Source organism: Streptococcus sp. HMSC078H03 (assembly GCF_001808655.1).
Lineage (GTDB): Bacteria > Bacillota > Bacilli > Lactobacillales > Streptococcaceae > Streptococcus > Streptococcus salivarius_G.
On the sequence record NZ_KV794114.1, the window covers coordinates 119,206 to 133,577 of the forward strand.

13 protein-coding genes are annotated in these 14,372 nt (G+C 41.6%); 8 read left to right on the plus strand and 5 right to left on the minus strand.

Features of this window, described 5'->3' with window-relative positions:
* Nucleotides 1-158: 158 nt before the first annotated feature.
* The 5 genes from HMPREF2607_RS08020 to HMPREF2607_RS08040 all read left to right on the plus strand — a co-directional run bounded on the left by HMPREF2607_RS08020 (nucleotide 159) and on the right by HMPREF2607_RS08040 (nucleotide 4,187).
* Nucleotides 159-1,082: an aldo/keto reductase gene (locus HMPREF2607_RS08020; protein WP_014634711.1), complete on the plus strand. Its 924-nt coding sequence runs from the start codon at nucleotides 159-161 to the stop codon at nucleotides 1,080-1,082.
* A gap of 148 nt (nucleotides 1,083-1,230) precedes the next feature.
* The gene (locus tag HMPREF2607_RS08025) at nucleotides 1,231-1,806 is read left to right on the plus strand and encodes a TetR/AcrR family transcriptional regulator (protein WP_014634710.1); all 576 of its coding nucleotides are present in this window, start codon (nucleotides 1,231-1,233) and stop codon (nucleotides 1,804-1,806) included.
* Nucleotides 1,803-2,483 (plus strand): ABC transporter ATP-binding protein, encoded by a 681-nt coding sequence (locus HMPREF2607_RS08030; RefSeq protein WP_013990369.1) that lies wholly within the window; start codon nucleotides 1,803-1,805, stop codon nucleotides 2,481-2,483. The genes HMPREF2607_RS08025 and HMPREF2607_RS08030 overlap by 4 nt, the downstream gene beginning before the upstream one ends.
* 3 nt (nucleotides 2,484-2,486) lie before the next feature.
* Nucleotides 2,487-3,632: an FtsX-like permease family protein gene (locus HMPREF2607_RS08035; RefSeq protein ID WP_070476629.1), complete on the plus strand. Its 1,146-nt coding sequence runs from the start codon at nucleotides 2,487-2,489 to the stop codon at nucleotides 3,630-3,632.
* Nucleotides 3,633-3,926: 294 nt separating this feature from the next.
* The gene (locus HMPREF2607_RS08040; RefSeq protein ID WP_002885327.1) at nucleotides 3,927-4,187 is read left to right on the plus strand and encodes a SemiSWEET family transporter; all 261 of its coding nucleotides are present in this window, start codon (nucleotides 3,927-3,929) and stop codon (nucleotides 4,185-4,187) included.
* A gap of 107 nt (nucleotides 4,188-4,294) precedes the next feature.
* Here HMPREF2607_RS08040 and HMPREF2607_RS08045 read toward each other — a convergent pair whose 3' ends face one another.
* The gene (locus tag HMPREF2607_RS08045; protein ID WP_014634708.1) at nucleotides 4,295-4,777 is read right to left on the minus strand and encodes a glutathione peroxidase; all 483 of its coding nucleotides are present in this window, start codon (nucleotides 4,775-4,777) and stop codon (nucleotides 4,295-4,297) included.
* Nucleotides 4,778-4,915: 138 nt separating this feature from the next.
* Nucleotides 4,916-8,059, minus strand: coding sequence for a KxYKxGKxW signal peptide domain-containing protein (locus HMPREF2607_RS08050; protein WP_070476633.1), 3,144 nt, complete (start codon nucleotides 8,057-8,059; stop codon nucleotides 4,916-4,918).
* A gap of 325 nt (nucleotides 8,060-8,384) precedes the next feature.
* Here HMPREF2607_RS08050 and HMPREF2607_RS08055 point away from each other — a divergent pair, with 325 nt between their 5' ends.
* The 3 genes from HMPREF2607_RS08055 (at nucleotide 8,385) to HMPREF2607_RS08065 (ending at nucleotide 12,955) form a co-directional block, all read left to right on the plus strand.
* Nucleotides 8,385-9,770 carry an amino acid permease gene (locus HMPREF2607_RS08055; RefSeq protein ID WP_014634706.1) on the plus strand — a complete coding sequence of 462 codons (1,386 nt, stop codon included), beginning with the start codon at nucleotides 8,385-8,387 and terminating at the stop codon, nucleotides 9,768-9,770.
* A gap of 106 nt (nucleotides 9,771-9,876) precedes the next feature.
* A complete protein-coding gene (locus HMPREF2607_RS08060) occupies nucleotides 9,877-10,287 on the plus strand; it encodes an ASCH domain-containing protein (RefSeq protein WP_227862319.1) in 411 nt (136 codons plus the stop codon).
* 121 nt (nucleotides 10,288-10,408) lie between these two features.
* Nucleotides 10,409-12,955 (plus strand): carbohydrate-binding domain-containing protein, encoded by a 2,547-nt coding sequence (locus tag HMPREF2607_RS08065; protein ID WP_014634704.1) that lies wholly within the window; start codon nucleotides 10,409-10,411, stop codon nucleotides 12,953-12,955.
* 71 nt (nucleotides 12,956-13,026) lie between these two features.
* On the opposite strand, the gene HMPREF2607_RS08070 is transcribed toward HMPREF2607_RS08065, so the two are convergent.
* The 3 genes from HMPREF2607_RS08070 to HMPREF2607_RS08080 form a co-directional block, all read right to left on the minus strand.
* Nucleotides 13,027-13,224 carry a CsbD family protein gene (locus HMPREF2607_RS08070; RefSeq protein WP_014634703.1) on the minus strand — a complete coding sequence of 66 codons (198 nt, stop codon included), beginning with the start codon at nucleotides 13,222-13,224 and terminating at the stop codon, nucleotides 13,027-13,029.
* Between the two features lie 66 nt (nucleotides 13,225-13,290).
* The gene (locus tag HMPREF2607_RS08075; protein ID WP_021145094.1) at nucleotides 13,291-13,923 is read right to left on the minus strand and encodes a DUF421 domain-containing protein; all 633 of its coding nucleotides are present in this window, start codon (nucleotides 13,921-13,923) and stop codon (nucleotides 13,291-13,293) included.
* Nucleotides 13,920-14,372, minus strand: coding sequence for a DUF3290 family protein (locus tag HMPREF2607_RS08080; protein ID WP_021145095.1), 453 nt, complete (start codon nucleotides 14,370-14,372; stop codon nucleotides 13,920-13,922). Before HMPREF2607_RS08080 ends, HMPREF2607_RS08075 begins: the two co-directional genes overlap by 4 nt.

Genomic DNA, 14,372 nt, shown 5'->3' on the forward strand with positions numbered 1-14,372 from the left:
TTATCAGTCTTGAATCTTAGGGATTCTGAGAGACTATCAAAGGTGACCTAGCTATCGTAAATCATCCAAGCCCTCAGTTGATGCTGAGGGCCTTTTATTTCTCAATTGATTTTTGAAACCCTTTTCACTACAATAGAGATACAGAAAAGGAGGCAGAGATGAAGTATATTGATTTTGCTGAAAATGAGCGATTGTCAACGATTGTCCTTGGGATGATGCGTATTAGCGAATTGAGTGAAGATGAGGTGGAGGGCTTGGTGGAGGGAGCCCTGTCGATTGGAATCAACACCTTTGATTTGGCGGATATTTATGGCAATGGCCAGTGTGAGCAGCTCCTTGGTAAGGTCCTCAAACGTCGTCCGGATCTTCGGGACCAGATGTGGATCCAGTCCAAGTGTGGGATTCGCAAAGATGGTTTTACCTATTTTGATTTTTCCAAAGATTATATTTTGGATTCCGTTGATGGCATCCTCGAGCGTCTGCAGATTGAGCGTTTAGATAGTCTTCTCCTTCACCGACCGGATGCCCTCATGGAGCCTGAAGAAGTGGCAGAAGCCTTTAATCACTTGGAGCAAGCTGGCAAGGTCCGTCATTTTGGGGTGTCCAATCAAAATCCTATGATGATGGAATTGCTCAAAACGGCTGTCAAACAACCTCTCAAGGTCAACCAGCTGCAGTTGAGTGCCGCCTTTACACCGAGCTTTGAAGCTGGTTTTCATGTCAATATGGAAGGCCCAAAAGCAGCCGTGCGAGATGGCAGTGTCTTTGAGTATTGTCGTTTAACTGATACGGTGATTCAGGCCTGGTCTGTCCTCCAGCATGGCTATTTCAAGGGAAATTTTGTCGGTAAAGAAGAGTTTGCGGCCCTCAATCACGTCCTCAATGACTTGGCAAAAAAATACCAAGTCACTCCGACAGCTATTGCCCTTGCTTGGGTTCTCCGCTATCCAGGTAAGATGCAGGCCGTCATCGGAACGACCAAGCCCCAACATGTCCTTGAAGCAGGAAAAGCAGCAGAAGTTACCCTAACGCGTAAGGAATGGTACCAAATCTACCTAGCTGCAGGAAATGATTTGCCTTAGAATCTTGTTATCAAACCAGATTCCACTCTTATCGGTAGTCTGTTTTTTTGTTTTGTGGTCTTCAGTTTTTTCTTGACAAGCCTTTCCTTTTTATGATATCTTTTATGCAACAAGTGTTGCGCAACGTATGTTGCGTGAAAGGAGTCTTATGCCACCCAAGGTTAAATTTAGTAAAGAGGCTATCATTGGGACAGCTTTACAATTGGTACGCGAACAGGGCATGGCTAGTTTAACGGCTAGGGCATTAGCGGAGAAACTGGGAGCTACACCGAGAGTGATTTTTGGGCAATTTGCTAATATGTCTGAGTTACAAGCAGAGGTTATTGGTGCTGCGGAGATGGTCGTGGTGGATTATATTCGCAAGGCTTTAGAAGATGAGAAGCCTTTTCGATCTGTCGGGGTTGCTTATATCCTTTTCGCCTCAAAAGAGCCCCAACTCTTTCAATTGCTTTTCCAAAATCCTAGCAAAGATCCGATTCGTCGCTTTCAAGATTTTCTTCCCATGAAGGATCATAGCTACCAATTAGTTCTGGATTCGATTGTCGCAGACTACCCTTTGACTGTAGAGGAGGCTGGTCGCTTGTACCAGCATCTATTTATCTACTCACACGGGATGGCCTCTATGGTTGCTTCTGGTATTTATCAGTTCAGCATGGAAGAAGTGATTGGATTACTGACAGAGGTTTGTCAATCTCTCATCAAAGAAATGGTAGGAAAGAAATGATTCAACTAGAAAATGTGCACAAAAGCTACGGCCAAACCAAGGTTTTAAAGGGGATTGATTTGCAGATTCAAGACCAGGATGATGTGGTTATCCTCGGCCCTTCTGGATCAGGAAAGTCAACTCTCTTAAATGTGTTATCAGGCTTAGAAAAGGTTGACGAGGGGCATATCCTCATTCAAGGACAAGATTTATCACAACTCACGGATGCTCAATTGACAGCTTTTAGACGTAAAAAGATTGCCTTCATTTTCCAGCAGTATTATCTATTGCCTAATCTAACGGTTAGACAAAATGTAAAGATGGGAGCTGACCTGGCAAACAATCATGATTTTTTGCAGATTATCGAGGATTTGGGACTTGGCGATAAGCTGGACAAGTATCCGAGTGAATTGTCTGGTGGGGAACAGCAGAGAGTCTCCATTGCTCGGGCCTTGGCTAAAAAGCCAGAGATTCTCTTTTTAGATGAGCCAACGGGAGCCCTCGATGAAGAAACAGGGCGCAAGATTCTGGACTATATCTGGAAATTGAAGGAAAAGCTAGGCTTTACCTTGATCATGGTGACGCACAACCAAAATATTGCGGATATGGCTAGAACCATCATTCGTGTCAATAGTGGCAAGATTACCGAAGTTGTGACCAATGATCAGCCTCAGACTGCCTATGAGATTGGATGGTAAGCCATGTTTTCAGTAAAAGATATTCGAAAATTAGTTGTCGTTAGTATCATTGGGGCTTGTGCGGTCTTTGTAGCCAATCTCTTCTTGAATTTTTACTTGGACATCGAGCAGTTGGAGATTTCGAAAACCAATCCCATCATTCAGACCTACTATGATGCCCAGGTTTCGCTTTCCTGGATGGTGGCCATGGTCAGTGGAGTCGTCTTGTCCTTGACGTCGGTCCTTCTCATGTGTTTTTATATCAAACAATTTGTCGACGACCACAAGGAACAATTAGGAATTTTAAAGGCTTTGGGCTATAGCAATGGCCAGTTGGCTAAACGATTTTGGGCCTTTGGACTCAGTTTTGGAGCTGGAGCGCTTCTTGGCTATTTTGCTTCATTTCTCATGATGGGACATTTTTATGACTTCCGTAATGAGAAGGGGATTTTGCCAGAAATCACCATTCATTTTCACTGGCAGCTCTTGCTTGCTTTGGTGATCCTGCCAACGACCTTCTTTATGCTTCTCGCGATTGGTTATGCCAGAAGACAACTACAAACACCGGCACTTCGCTTATTGAAAAAGTCTCCAACACCAATCAAGGTCCAAAGGAGAAAGAGGGCTCCCAAGAAAGACAAATCCTTCCTAAAAGAGCTATCCTCGTCACTGATTTGGGGGAGAAAATCTATCTTGTTTTTTGTAGTCTTTGGCTCTATGTGTTTTGCGGCCATGGTTCAATTGTCCTTTGGCTTAAGAGATTACACAGATGACATCATCCAAACCATGATGATTATGATTGGCCTAATTCTTTCTTTCTCGATTCTCTTTTTGTCATTGGGGATTGTCGTCTCAGAAAGTCGCGAAACCTTAGCCTTGATGAAGGCTTTTGGCTACACCAATCGTGAATGTCAAAATCGTATTCTCGCTCCCTATCGTTTTTGGGCTTATCTAGGATTTGTTCTTGGGACAGCTTATCAATATGGCATCATGGAAATCTTGATCGGTGTGATCAAAGACACGGTTCCTGAAAAGATTGAGCATAACTTTGATGGGAATGTGTGCTTCTGGACCTTGCTCGGTTTTGCTGTAGTTTATGAAAGCCTCTTTTATCTATCCAACAGAAAACTCCAAAAACAAACCATCAAAGAAGTGCTCTTAGCTGAATGATTTATGACAGTAATCCTTAATATCAGTGCTTTTTGATGAGAAAAAATAGTAGATTCATTGACTTTAGACCTCTTAAAGAGGTCTTTTTCTCTGATGAAAACGCTACATAAGAGACTAAATGCACTATCACAATCTTGTGATAGTTTACATCTTCTTAACATTGTCCCGAAATTCTTGCATTCTCTATTGTTAAAGCGTAAGATAGACACTGTTTTAATTTTGTGCATTAAAACATGTCTTGAAATATTTCTAGGTGTACAAGGCAAATAGAATTTTATGAAAGAGGAGTCTCGAATGTCAGATAAACAAATGAAAACCCTTGGTTGGGTGGCAACCTTCATGTCAGTTATGATGTATGTATCATACGTACCACAAATCATGGACAATTTGTCTGGACATAAAGGAAACTTTATCCAACCATTGGTAGCTGCAGTCAACTGTAGCCTTTGGGTTTACTATGGTCTCTTTAAAAAAGAACGTGACCTTCCCCTTGCTGCGGCCAATGCACCAGGTATTATCTTTGGTTTAATTACAGCATTGACAGCTTTGTTCTAAAATAAAGCAAAATTTCTTTATATACTATTTTTCTTAACGCAGAAAACGAGAGCAGAACTAGCGACAGTCAGTGTTTGTCGTTCTAGTTTTACTCTCGTTTTTTGTTTTTAGTTATTAAGAAGAGTATTGATAGCTTCTTCCAATTTCAGTGGATCAGTTTTGGAAGAAAAGCGTTCGACGACTTTACCTTCACGGTTAATCAAAAACTTAGCAAAATTCCACTCAATTCTTGCCCCAAGTGGCCCAGATTTTTCTTTTTTTAGCCAATCAAAAAGTGGCTCAGCTTCCTTACCATTGACCTTGATTTTGGCAAATCGAGGGAAGGTTGTCTGGTAATTGAGGGTGCAGAAAGTATTGATTTCCTCAGCACTACCTGGTGCCTGACCCATAAACTGATTACAAGGAAAATCAAGAATCTCGAATCCTTGGTCTTTGTATTTGTCATAAAGTTCCTGCAAGCCCTGATATTGTGGCGTCAAACCACATCCTGTTGCTGTATTGACGATTAAGACGACCTTGCCCTTATAGTCTTTGAGAGACACGGGTTGGTCAGCTTGATCTGAAACTGTAAAATCGTATAAGGATGTCATAGAAAATCTCCTTTTATTTGTTTGAGACTATTATAGCAAAAATAGAGACATAAGAAATGTACTCTTACAGTAGAGCTTTTAGCATTTCCCCACCAAAAAAACCAAGACTTTCGTCTCGGTTTCAGGTTTCATCTCATCTTAAGACACCACATGTCCATCTTTATCGAAGGTATAGAGTTTACCGTCGATGAGGACAGAGCGGTTAGTGTATCTTTCACCTGTTTTAGGGTCGAAATAGTAGGTGTAATTATCAACTGTGACAAAGCGTCCTAGGACTTGTTTGCCTTCAGCGTCGAAGTAGAGGACCTTGCCGTCAACTTCTTGGAAGCCGGTCACTTTCTCACCTTTATCATTGTAATAATAGTTGTCGCCCTTATCGTAGACGATACGATTGCGGTAGGCAGGTTCACCCTTGCGGTCAGTAACTACGCCATTGTCATCAGCGTTATAGGCTCTGTCCCCGATGACAAAACGTCCTGTTTCAAGGTTTCCGCTAGCTCGGAAGTAGTAGTTCTTGCCGTTGATGGTTTGCCAACCTGTCAGAGCAGCTCCGTCATTGCCATAGTAGCGTGTTGGGTAGTATGGAAAACGTGGAGAACCTTCGTAGTTGTATGATTTTGAAAAGGCGTTGCGTGTCATGATACCAGTCAGTTGGTCAAATTGGTAAATATTATTGTTGATTGCGACCTCAGTACCTTTAGCTTGGTGGCCATCGTCATAGAAATAGTAACTAACGCCATCAAAGGTCTTCAAGCCAGTGACCTTTTGGCCATTTTCATAGAGATAACTTGTGCCGCTAGGATCTGTCTGCAATTGGTCAAAGTGGATGGCTTTTTCTTTTGTCTCGTCAATACCCTTGGCATCAAAATTAAAGGTTACACCACGATAGGTAAGGGCCTTGTTAGTTGTTGCAATGGCAACGTTTGTGGTCACTTTTTGACCATTTGGTGCTGTGAAGGTCATAGGTGTTGAGTCGAAATGGTAGAGGTGTCCATGAAGAATATCCCATTCATCAAAAGTTGACCATTGTGATTGGCGGACGTTACTATATTTAGATCCAATAATCTTACCATCATATTGATAAGGACCTTCTTTGATTTTACCATCAGCATCTGTGATATAGACGCCTTTAAGTTCATAATCATTTTCACCAGTACGCTTGAATTCAGGATAGAGACCGTTTGTCAAGAGTTTTCCATCTGGGCTAAAGAGCTGAGAGTTGACGACTCCTGTGTAGAGACTTCCTTTAAAGGCATCATTATCAGAATAGTCGCTACCATAGTAACGGTTGCCATCAACTTCAAACCAACCTGTCTTGAAGGCACCATCACTTCCTGCGTAGTAGATAGTTTCAGAGAAGACACCGTAATGGTCAGTGGATGTATCATGATAAAAGGCGTTGCGAAGAACAGCACCAGTTTCGCTGTTAGCGAAATACTGGTTATCACCTAGGGTAAAGAAAGCACCTCGGACTTGTTGGCCCTTATCGTTAAAGTAGTAGAGGTCCTTGTTAATGGTTTGGAAACCAGTGACCTTTTTACCATTAGCATCATAGTAGTACCATTCTTGATCGCTACCTTGAACAAATTGGTTTCGATTTGAGGTTTGAGCAGTTTTAAGAGTCGCCACACCATTGCTATCAAAGTTATAGACCGTACCGTTTAAGGTAAGTGAGCGATTAACCCACTTGTCACCTGTATTTGGATCGAAGTAGTAGGTTTTGCCGTCAATGGTAACCAGTTGTCCCTTGGCTTGGACACCATATTCGTGGAAATAAAGGTTCTGACCGTTAATGGTTTGGAAACCAGACACGGCTTTACCATCAGATCCGAAGTAGTACCAAGAGTTATCTCTATTAACGAATTGGTTAGTTACTGGATTTCCATTATCTTTATCTAGATAGTAGATATCGTTATCGTAGTAAAGGAAGTCCCCTTTGACTTGTTGTCCACTATTATTGAAGTAGTGAAGGTTGCCGTCCACCGTTTGAAAACCGTGAAGCGCTTTACCATCTTTACCAAAGTAATACCAATTCCCTTTATCATCAGAAACATAACGATTGGTTACCATAATACCAGTCTTAGGATCAAAGTAATACTGTTGTCCGTTTAGGTTTTGAACGCTTGTCTTATAGTCGGATTGGCTACGGTCTAGGAATTCGGTTTGGAAACCAAATGGGGCTGAGAAGCCTTTAGTTGCCTTGTAATTGTCGAAGTAGTACCAGTTACCCGATTTATCTGAGACAAAGACAGAATCAGGTTGATTACCAGTAGCATCAAAGTAGTAAAGATTACCATTCTCGGTAACAAAGTCATCTTTTACCATCTTGCCATCTTTATCGAAGTAGTAGTAACCAAAGTATTTATGGTTTGCATAATCAAGATATTGGCGACCTGTCACACGACGTCCATTGTCTTTATCGAAATAGTAGCTATCACCATTAATAGTAACGATTTCGTTTTTAGCTTGTCGACCGTCTTCGTGGAAGTAGAGGTTAAATGTATCAATGGTCTGAGCACCAGTGACGGGTTTGCCATCTTTGCCGAGGTAATACCAGTTGTGGTTATTATCTTCGATAAACTGGTTGCGTTTGTTCGTTTCAGGGAAAACTGCTGTCAAACGACCTTGGGCATCAGCATTGTAGGCTTGACCATCGATGTTGATAGAGGTATTGGTTACCTTACGTCCATTGGCTTTGTCATAGTAGAAAGATTGTCCATTTTCAGTGATAATCTCACCTTTGGCTTGCTTTCCATCCTCGTGGAAATAAAGGTCGAAATGGTCAACGTTTTGGGCACCTGTCAGATTTTTCCCGTCTTTAAGGTAGTACCAGTTGCCTTCAGCATCACTCTTGAATTGACCGTCAGAAACGACAGTAGTTTCAACAGATTCTGGCGCTTGACTGTTTACTTCAGTGACTGTGCTAGCTGTTTCTGAAGTTGCAGTTCTCGTTTCGCCACTAGCCAAATTGTAAGTGCTACTTGCTTGATCTTCTTTAAGGACTGGCTGCTTTTCCGTTGTAACAGTAGCAGTTGTATCAGCTGCATTATTGGTTGCGACTTGATCAGCTTTTGTCGTAGCTACAGTTGTTTCTGTGACGACAAAATCAGGATTTTGGCTGACGCTCTCAGGTGTGCTTGCTGAGGTGACTTGATTCGCAGCTTGTTCGTCGGCAGAGACACCAACCCCAATCAATGAGGCACCAAGTGCCAAACCAGATACGGCAATGGTAACCCATTGTTTTTTCACTTTATGAAGTTTAAAATGAACTTTATTTTCCATAAAAGTTCCCCTTTTCCTTTTTAATGACCCCATTCTAACATCTTTCATTAGAAGAATCAAACGCATTCATAATATTTTCATATTTTTTCTAAAAATTGAAAATTCTTTCGAGATAAGGATTTTAGAAACAAAAATGAATGCTAAAGAACCACTTTAGCAAGTTTCTTTTGATAGAGATGTATGTAAAATTAAAAAGCAACCACTGGGAGTCCCCATTTTTGACATAGCATTCAACAATAAAAGTATAAAAATACAGAAAGGGGCCCTTTTAGGCCTAGAAATATGGTATAATAGTTCGGTATTTCGCACAAAATGGAGTATAAAAATGAGTATTTTTCGTAAAAAGGATGTCGGTCTCGCTCAGACTGAGATGAAACGACATCTGACCCTTAGGGATGTAGTCCTTCTGGGAATCGGTGCCATGGTTGGGACAGGAATCTTTACGATTACTGGTACCGCGGCATCGACTCTAGCTGGTCCTGCCCTGATTATTTCGGTCTTGATTTCAGCCGTGTGTGTTGGTATGTCAGCTATTTTCTTTGCTGAGTTTGCCTCACGTTACCCATCAGCCGGTGGTGTCTATGGTTATCTCTATGCTGTCTGGGGGGAGTATCCTGCCTGGATGGGTGGCTGGTTGACCATGATTGTCTTTATGAATGCTGTATCCAGTGTGGCCTCTGGTTGGGGTGCCTACCTCAAGGGGCTACTGGCTAGCTTTGGTCTTAAGTTGCCTCAAGCCATCAGTGGACCTTTCAATCCCAGTCAAGGCACTTACATTGACCTCTTGCCAGTCTTGGTCTTGGTCTTGGTGACAGCTCTTCTTCTCATGAATTCTAAACAGGCTTTACGTTTGAACTCCCTCTTGGTAGTACTCAAATTTTCAGCCTTAGCGGTCTTTGTCTTAGAGGGTCTCTTCCATTTAAATCCTAGCAACTGGGCAGATTTTGCACCATTTGGCTTTGGGCATATTTATGGAGGAAAGACAGGAATTATGGCGGGTGCTTCCCTCATGTTCTTTGGTTTCCTTGGTTTCGAGTCTATCTCTATGACAGTAGACGAGATTAAAGAGCCGCAAAAGAACGTTCCTCGAGGTATCGTTCTTGCCTTGATTATCGTAGCTTCACTTTATGCCGTGGTTTCGCTGGTCTTGACAGGAGTGGTTCACTATACCAAGTTGAATGTTGATGATGCTGTGGCTTATGCCCTTCGCTATATCGGTATTTCTTGGGCAGCCAACTACGTATCAGTGGTTGCTATTATGACCTTGATTACGGTATGTATCTCAATGGCCTATGCCCTTAGCCGTATGGTTTATAGCCTGGCGCGTGATGGTTTCCTTCCTCAAACCTTCCAAAAGGTTTCAAAGACTAATAAGGTTCCACATCATGCGACGCTTTTGACAGGCGTTTTGTCAGCTATCTCAGCAGGTATCTTCTCTTTGGCCAATATGGCATCCTTGGTTAACATTGCGACCTTGGCTTACTTGGTCCTCTTGGCTATTGCCCTCATTATTCTTCGTAAGGACAAGGGTTTGCCACAGAAGGATGAGTTTAAGGTTCCATTTGTTCCTGTCTTGCCCATTATTTCAATTATCGTCTGCCTCTCCTTTATGAGTCAGTACAGTTGGCAGACATGGTTAACCTTTGGTTTGGCAGTGCTAATTGGGTCAGCGATCTATGCCTTTTACGGTTACAAACATTCTAAGTATTAAGATGAAAACGTTAGGTCTGATAATCTAGCGTTTTTTGATATAATGGAAGGAGAGTAAAAGCAGGAGTAGATTGATGAAATCAGACCAGATGTAGCAAGCCTATAAGATTTTAAATCAGACAATCGGAGATAAGATTGATGCCTGGGCCTTTGGCGTGGAAGCAGATTATTTGGCAGAACTCGTATTGATGGGGCAAAAGACAGCAACCAGTTCAGCTTTTGACTTGTATGCAGTGGGGAATGAACCATTGCCCAAGGAAAATGAACTGAGCGTCATTCTTGATAGTAAGGAGAATGCTATTTGTATTATTGAAACGACGAAAGTTGAGGTCATCCCATTTAAAGAGGTTTCTAAAGACCATGCCTACAAGGAAGGTGAAGGAGACCGTGGGCTAACCTATTGGCAAGAGATTCATGAGAATCTCTTTAGCAATTGGTTGGAAGAGGTTGGATTACATTTTAGTCAGGACAGTCTAGTTGTTTTAGAAGAATTTAGAGTAGTCTATCCTAGAGATTGAAAGTTCCCAATATCTTGGGGACTTTTTTTACTTTAAGGAAAGATTAACCTTTCTTTAAGTCTTGTCTTAGGTTTCTTGTGTTTAATAGAGGCATCTCAAAAGTAAGTAAGAGGTAGAACATATGACATACAAACATAGCAAACAAACACAAGAACGTTATGCCATTAAGAAATCATCAAAATGGAAAACAGCAGGTTCAGTCCTGGTAGCAAGCTTAATCTTTGGTAGCTCAGTTGTCTTAAATGACAGCAAGGTTTCAGCAGACGAGACAAACACTGAATCAACACTCTCAACGGTTTCAACAGGTGAAACCACTGCTGATTTAATTGAAGAAAGTACTCAGACCGACAATACATCAGAAACTACTGAAACAAGCACAGAATCGGCTACAAGTACTTCAACTGCGGCTTCAACTTCAGACACCGATTCATCATCAACAAGTACAATAAGTACAACAAGTACGACAGAGGACACGACTGCTACATCAACAAGCAGTGAAACATCTGATCATTCAAGTACTTCCGCAACTCCAGAAGCAAGTTCTTCTGAAACTGCTGAAAGCACAACTAGTGAAACCTCAGCATCTGAAACGAACAATGCAGACGAAAACACTAGCTCTAATACAAGCTCAAGCACCACTGAAGCCACTGCATCTGAAACAGCTTCAGTGTTAACCAACAGCGCCTCAGATTCAGCTACTGAAACGACGACAACTGAGTCTGAAGATAGTGATTCAGAAAGCTCAACGACAACGATTACTTTCAATGGAACAACCGTGGTAACAAGTGATAGCGGTACTGTCACAGTTGATGGAACGACAATTACCATCAATCAAGCAGGATCATACACTTTGACCGGAAATGGTTCAAGCTATACCATTATTGTGTCAGGTAGCGTGACAGATCCAGTTACAATCTACTTGGATGGTGTGACCTTAACGGATTCGTCTATTACTTCCAATTCTTCAGCAGAATTGACTGTTAATGTCCTTTCAGACAGTTCTATTTCTTCGACGTCTGCTAATGCGATTGAAGCAGCGGGAGCCTTGACCATTACCAGTGGTACTGGAAGTAACTTGACCCTTTCAAGCACTGAAAAGCACGCCATCAAGGCTGACAGTGTAACGGTTGACTCTGTAACACTTGATTTGACTTCTGAGGCAAAGGATGGTATCAATGCGACGACAGCTGTAACTATTAAAAATGCCACAGTCAACATCACGGCAACTGATGACGGTATTCAGGTCGAAGACGAAACAGATGTGAACAGTGGTGATTTGACGATTACCGACTCAACGGTAACCATTAATGCAACTGATAAAGGTATCACGGTTACAGATGAATTGACTGTCGAAGGCAATTCTAAAGTAACAGTTGTAGCAGGTGACGAAGGCCTTGAAGGGCGTTATATCAATTTGACAGGTGGAACCGTTGATATCACTGCTGGTGATGATGGTATTAACGCCACTGAGTGGACGACCAAGGACAGCGCTGATACTTCAAGCTTAACCAATTCGACTTCTGACTTGGAAAATGAAGTGGGCATCAATATTGACGGTGCAACGGTAACTATTCTGGCAGACGGTGATGGTATCGACAGTAACGGCAATGTGACAGTGAAAAGTGGTTCTCTCTACGTCGCTCAGACAAGTGCAGATAATGCTGCTATCGACTACGATGGAACAGGTATTATTTCTGGCGGTACCGTTTGGGCCATAGGTAACCAAGGAATGGCTCAGGCCTTTACAACGGGTTCAAGCCAGTCTTATATCATGGCCAACATCTCTGGTAGTGCTGGAGATACCATCACAGTTACAGATAGTTCTGGAAATGTTGTAGCGACCACAACAGCAACAACTTCATTTGGAAATGTGGTCTTTAGTACCGAGAGTCTAACTTCGGGTGAAACCTATACCATTACGACATCAAGTGGTGCTAGTGTGACTGCAACAGCTACTGAAGAAGGCACAAACAATGGTCCTGGTGCTGGTGGCATGGGCGGCTTCCCAGGCGGTGGCTTTGGCAATAGCTCAATGTCTGATAACTTCGGAGGCTACGGTGGACCGACTAGCTATGGGGGAAGCTCTACCAATACCGGAAGCGTAAACACACCGTGGGGCCAATCTGCTTCGACAAGTTCTGAGAATACAACTAGCACAAGTAGTACAAGTTCAGCTACCAATGCTCCAGCAATGACAGCGACAAACACAGCTTTATCAAATCAAAATACGCCAACATCAAATTCTTCAAGCTCTGAAGGAGCGTCTCTTAAATCAAATACCTCTCTTGCTAACCAGCCTACAAAAGAGCAACCGACACAAACAATGACTAATGCGACAAGCAGTGCCCAACAACAAGCTCAAGAGACTGCTGAGAAATTGGATAATATTCTTACTCAAAAACAAACTTCTGAAGCATCAAAAGGTCATGTAGGCGTGAGTCAAAAGGAAAATGTAAGCTCAGTCGTACAAACTAATCTTGCTCAGAAACAAAATACCCAAACAAGTTCTAAGGCTAATCAGTCATCTAAAAGTTCACAAAGCAATCAAACAAGTAAATCAAGTCTACCAAATACTGGTGATGTGAGCAGTTTGGGACTAGGCGCATTAGGAGCAGTTATGATGACAACCTCATTTGCCTTAAAAGGAAGCAAGCATTCTCGTAAGTAATTCTAGTTAAGAACATAAAGAAAAACAGAAGCCCTCTTCAAAAAAGGAAAAGAGCTTCTGTTTATTTATTATTATTTTTTAGAAAAAGCATTTTTAAGGCCTTCAACAGCACCTTCAACGCCTTCTTTAACATCTTCGATACCGTCTTTTGCTTTTGCTACCACTTTTTCGACAGCACCTTCGGCTTGAGTTTTTTTATCACCAGAAAGTTTGCCAGCACCCTCTTTAAGAGCGCCTTTAGCTTGATTCAATTTATCTTCGATTCCCATAGTAGAACCTCCTTTTTATGATGAGACCATTGTAGACAATATTAAACGATAATGCAAGTGATTTGTTTAATAAGTAACGACATTAATGTTTCCTTTATCGTATTCAGCTATAAAGATATCCGAAACGTTTTCATATCCTAATTTTTGAAGCTCTTCATTTAACCAATCTTCCGTTTTACCAATAGTATCAAGAATTTCTGTTTGAATGACCCCATCAGTAATGATTGGATATTTTGGATTTTCATCGCCAGAACGGACCACAATCAATTGGCCGTTCTGTTCAATAACTGCACGTTTAACCTCTTTGAGTTGAAAAATTCCTTGAGAACGTAATTTTAAAGCGACATCAGAAGCTGAAAGTCCTATAGAGCGACAAGCTTCAGGATCTAGTTGACCCTGTTTGATGATGACGGTTGGTTTACCGTCAATCAAATGTTTGATAAAGTGAATATTGGTGATGAGCCATTTAAGAAGTAAGATCAAAATAGTCCAAATAATCAGGATAACAATGTACTGAAGGATGGAAACGGTACTACTATAAATTGTACCACCGAGGATTGCACCAAGAACAAAGTTCTGTACTTGGTCAGTAGCTGAGCTAGGTGCTAGGTTTCCTTTACCTGTTAAATTGATAACAAAGACGAGTGAAATAAGCCCCAAAGCTAGTTTAATTGCAACAGCAAGATAAAAAGATGTCATTTTTTAACCTCCACGAGTTCAACATCAGACTTGTAAAGTTTTATTTGTTCTAGCAAGTAGCTGTCAGGTTCTGAACCTGAGATGGCACGATAGTACTTGTTTCCAACTTTGAGAATAGCACCATCTGTAGTGGTAGAAGTATTAACATAAACCTTGCTCTTATCAACGTCGAGATTTTTAGAGACAACCTCGATAAAGTGAAGAGATGCTCTAAATTGGTTATCGTTTGATTGATTGCTTTGGAAATTACTGATAGCAATTAGAACCACGGCAACTAAGGTTAAAATAGAAATAATAGAGAGTTCACGAAACTTAGTATCATGGCGTTCTTTAAAGGCCTTAAAAGCAAATACGCCGGTCACTAAAATAAGTCCTGCAGTAATGGCAACCATAACCCAGTTTTGTTGGCTAATCTGACTTAGCACATAGTCGTAGGAATAGAATTTCAT

What these genes read in the sequence shown, in the direction of transcription:
- HMPREF2607_RS08020 (WP_014634711.1), top strand. Translation starts at nt 159, where the DNA reads ATGAAGTATATTGATTTTGCTGAAAATGAGCGATTGTCAACGATTGTC.
- HMPREF2607_RS08055 (WP_014634706.1), top strand. Translation starts at nt 8,385, where the DNA reads ATGAGTATTTTTCGTAAAAAGGATGTCGGTCTCGCTCAGACTGAGATG.
- HMPREF2607_RS08050 (WP_070476633.1), bottom strand. Translation starts at nt 8,059, where the DNA reads ATGGAAAATAAAGTTCATTTTAAACTTCATAAAGTGAAAAAACAATGG.
- HMPREF2607_RS08075 (WP_021145094.1), bottom strand. Translation starts at nt 13,923, where the DNA reads ATGACATCTTTTTATCTTGCTGTTGCAATTAAACTAGCTTTGGGGCTT.
- HMPREF2607_RS08065 (WP_014634704.1), top strand. Translation starts at nt 10,409, where the DNA reads ATGACATACAAACATAGCAAACAAACACAAGAACGTTATGCCATTAAG.
- HMPREF2607_RS08025 (WP_014634710.1), top strand. Translation starts at nt 1,231, where the DNA reads ATGCCACCCAAGGTTAAATTTAGTAAAGAGGCTATCATTGGGACAGCT.
- HMPREF2607_RS08040 (WP_002885327.1), top strand. Translation starts at nt 3,927, where the DNA reads ATGTCAGATAAACAAATGAAAACCCTTGGTTGGGTGGCAACCTTCATG.
- HMPREF2607_RS08080 (WP_021145095.1), bottom strand. Translation starts at nt 14,372, where the DNA reads ATGAAATTCTATTCCTACGACTATGTGCTAAGTCAGATTAGCCAACAA.
- HMPREF2607_RS08030 (WP_013990369.1), top strand. Translation starts at nt 1,803, where the DNA reads ATGATTCAACTAGAAAATGTGCACAAAAGCTACGGCCAAACCAAGGTT.
- HMPREF2607_RS08035 (WP_070476629.1), top strand. Translation starts at nt 2,487, where the DNA reads ATGTTTTCAGTAAAAGATATTCGAAAATTAGTTGTCGTTAGTATCATT.
- HMPREF2607_RS08070 (WP_014634703.1), bottom strand. Translation starts at nt 13,224, where the DNA reads ATGGGAATCGAAGATAAATTGAATCAAGCTAAAGGCGCTCTTAAAGAG.
- HMPREF2607_RS08045 (WP_014634708.1), bottom strand. Translation starts at nt 4,777, where the DNA reads ATGACATCCTTATACGATTTTACAGTTTCAGATCAAGCTGACCAACCC.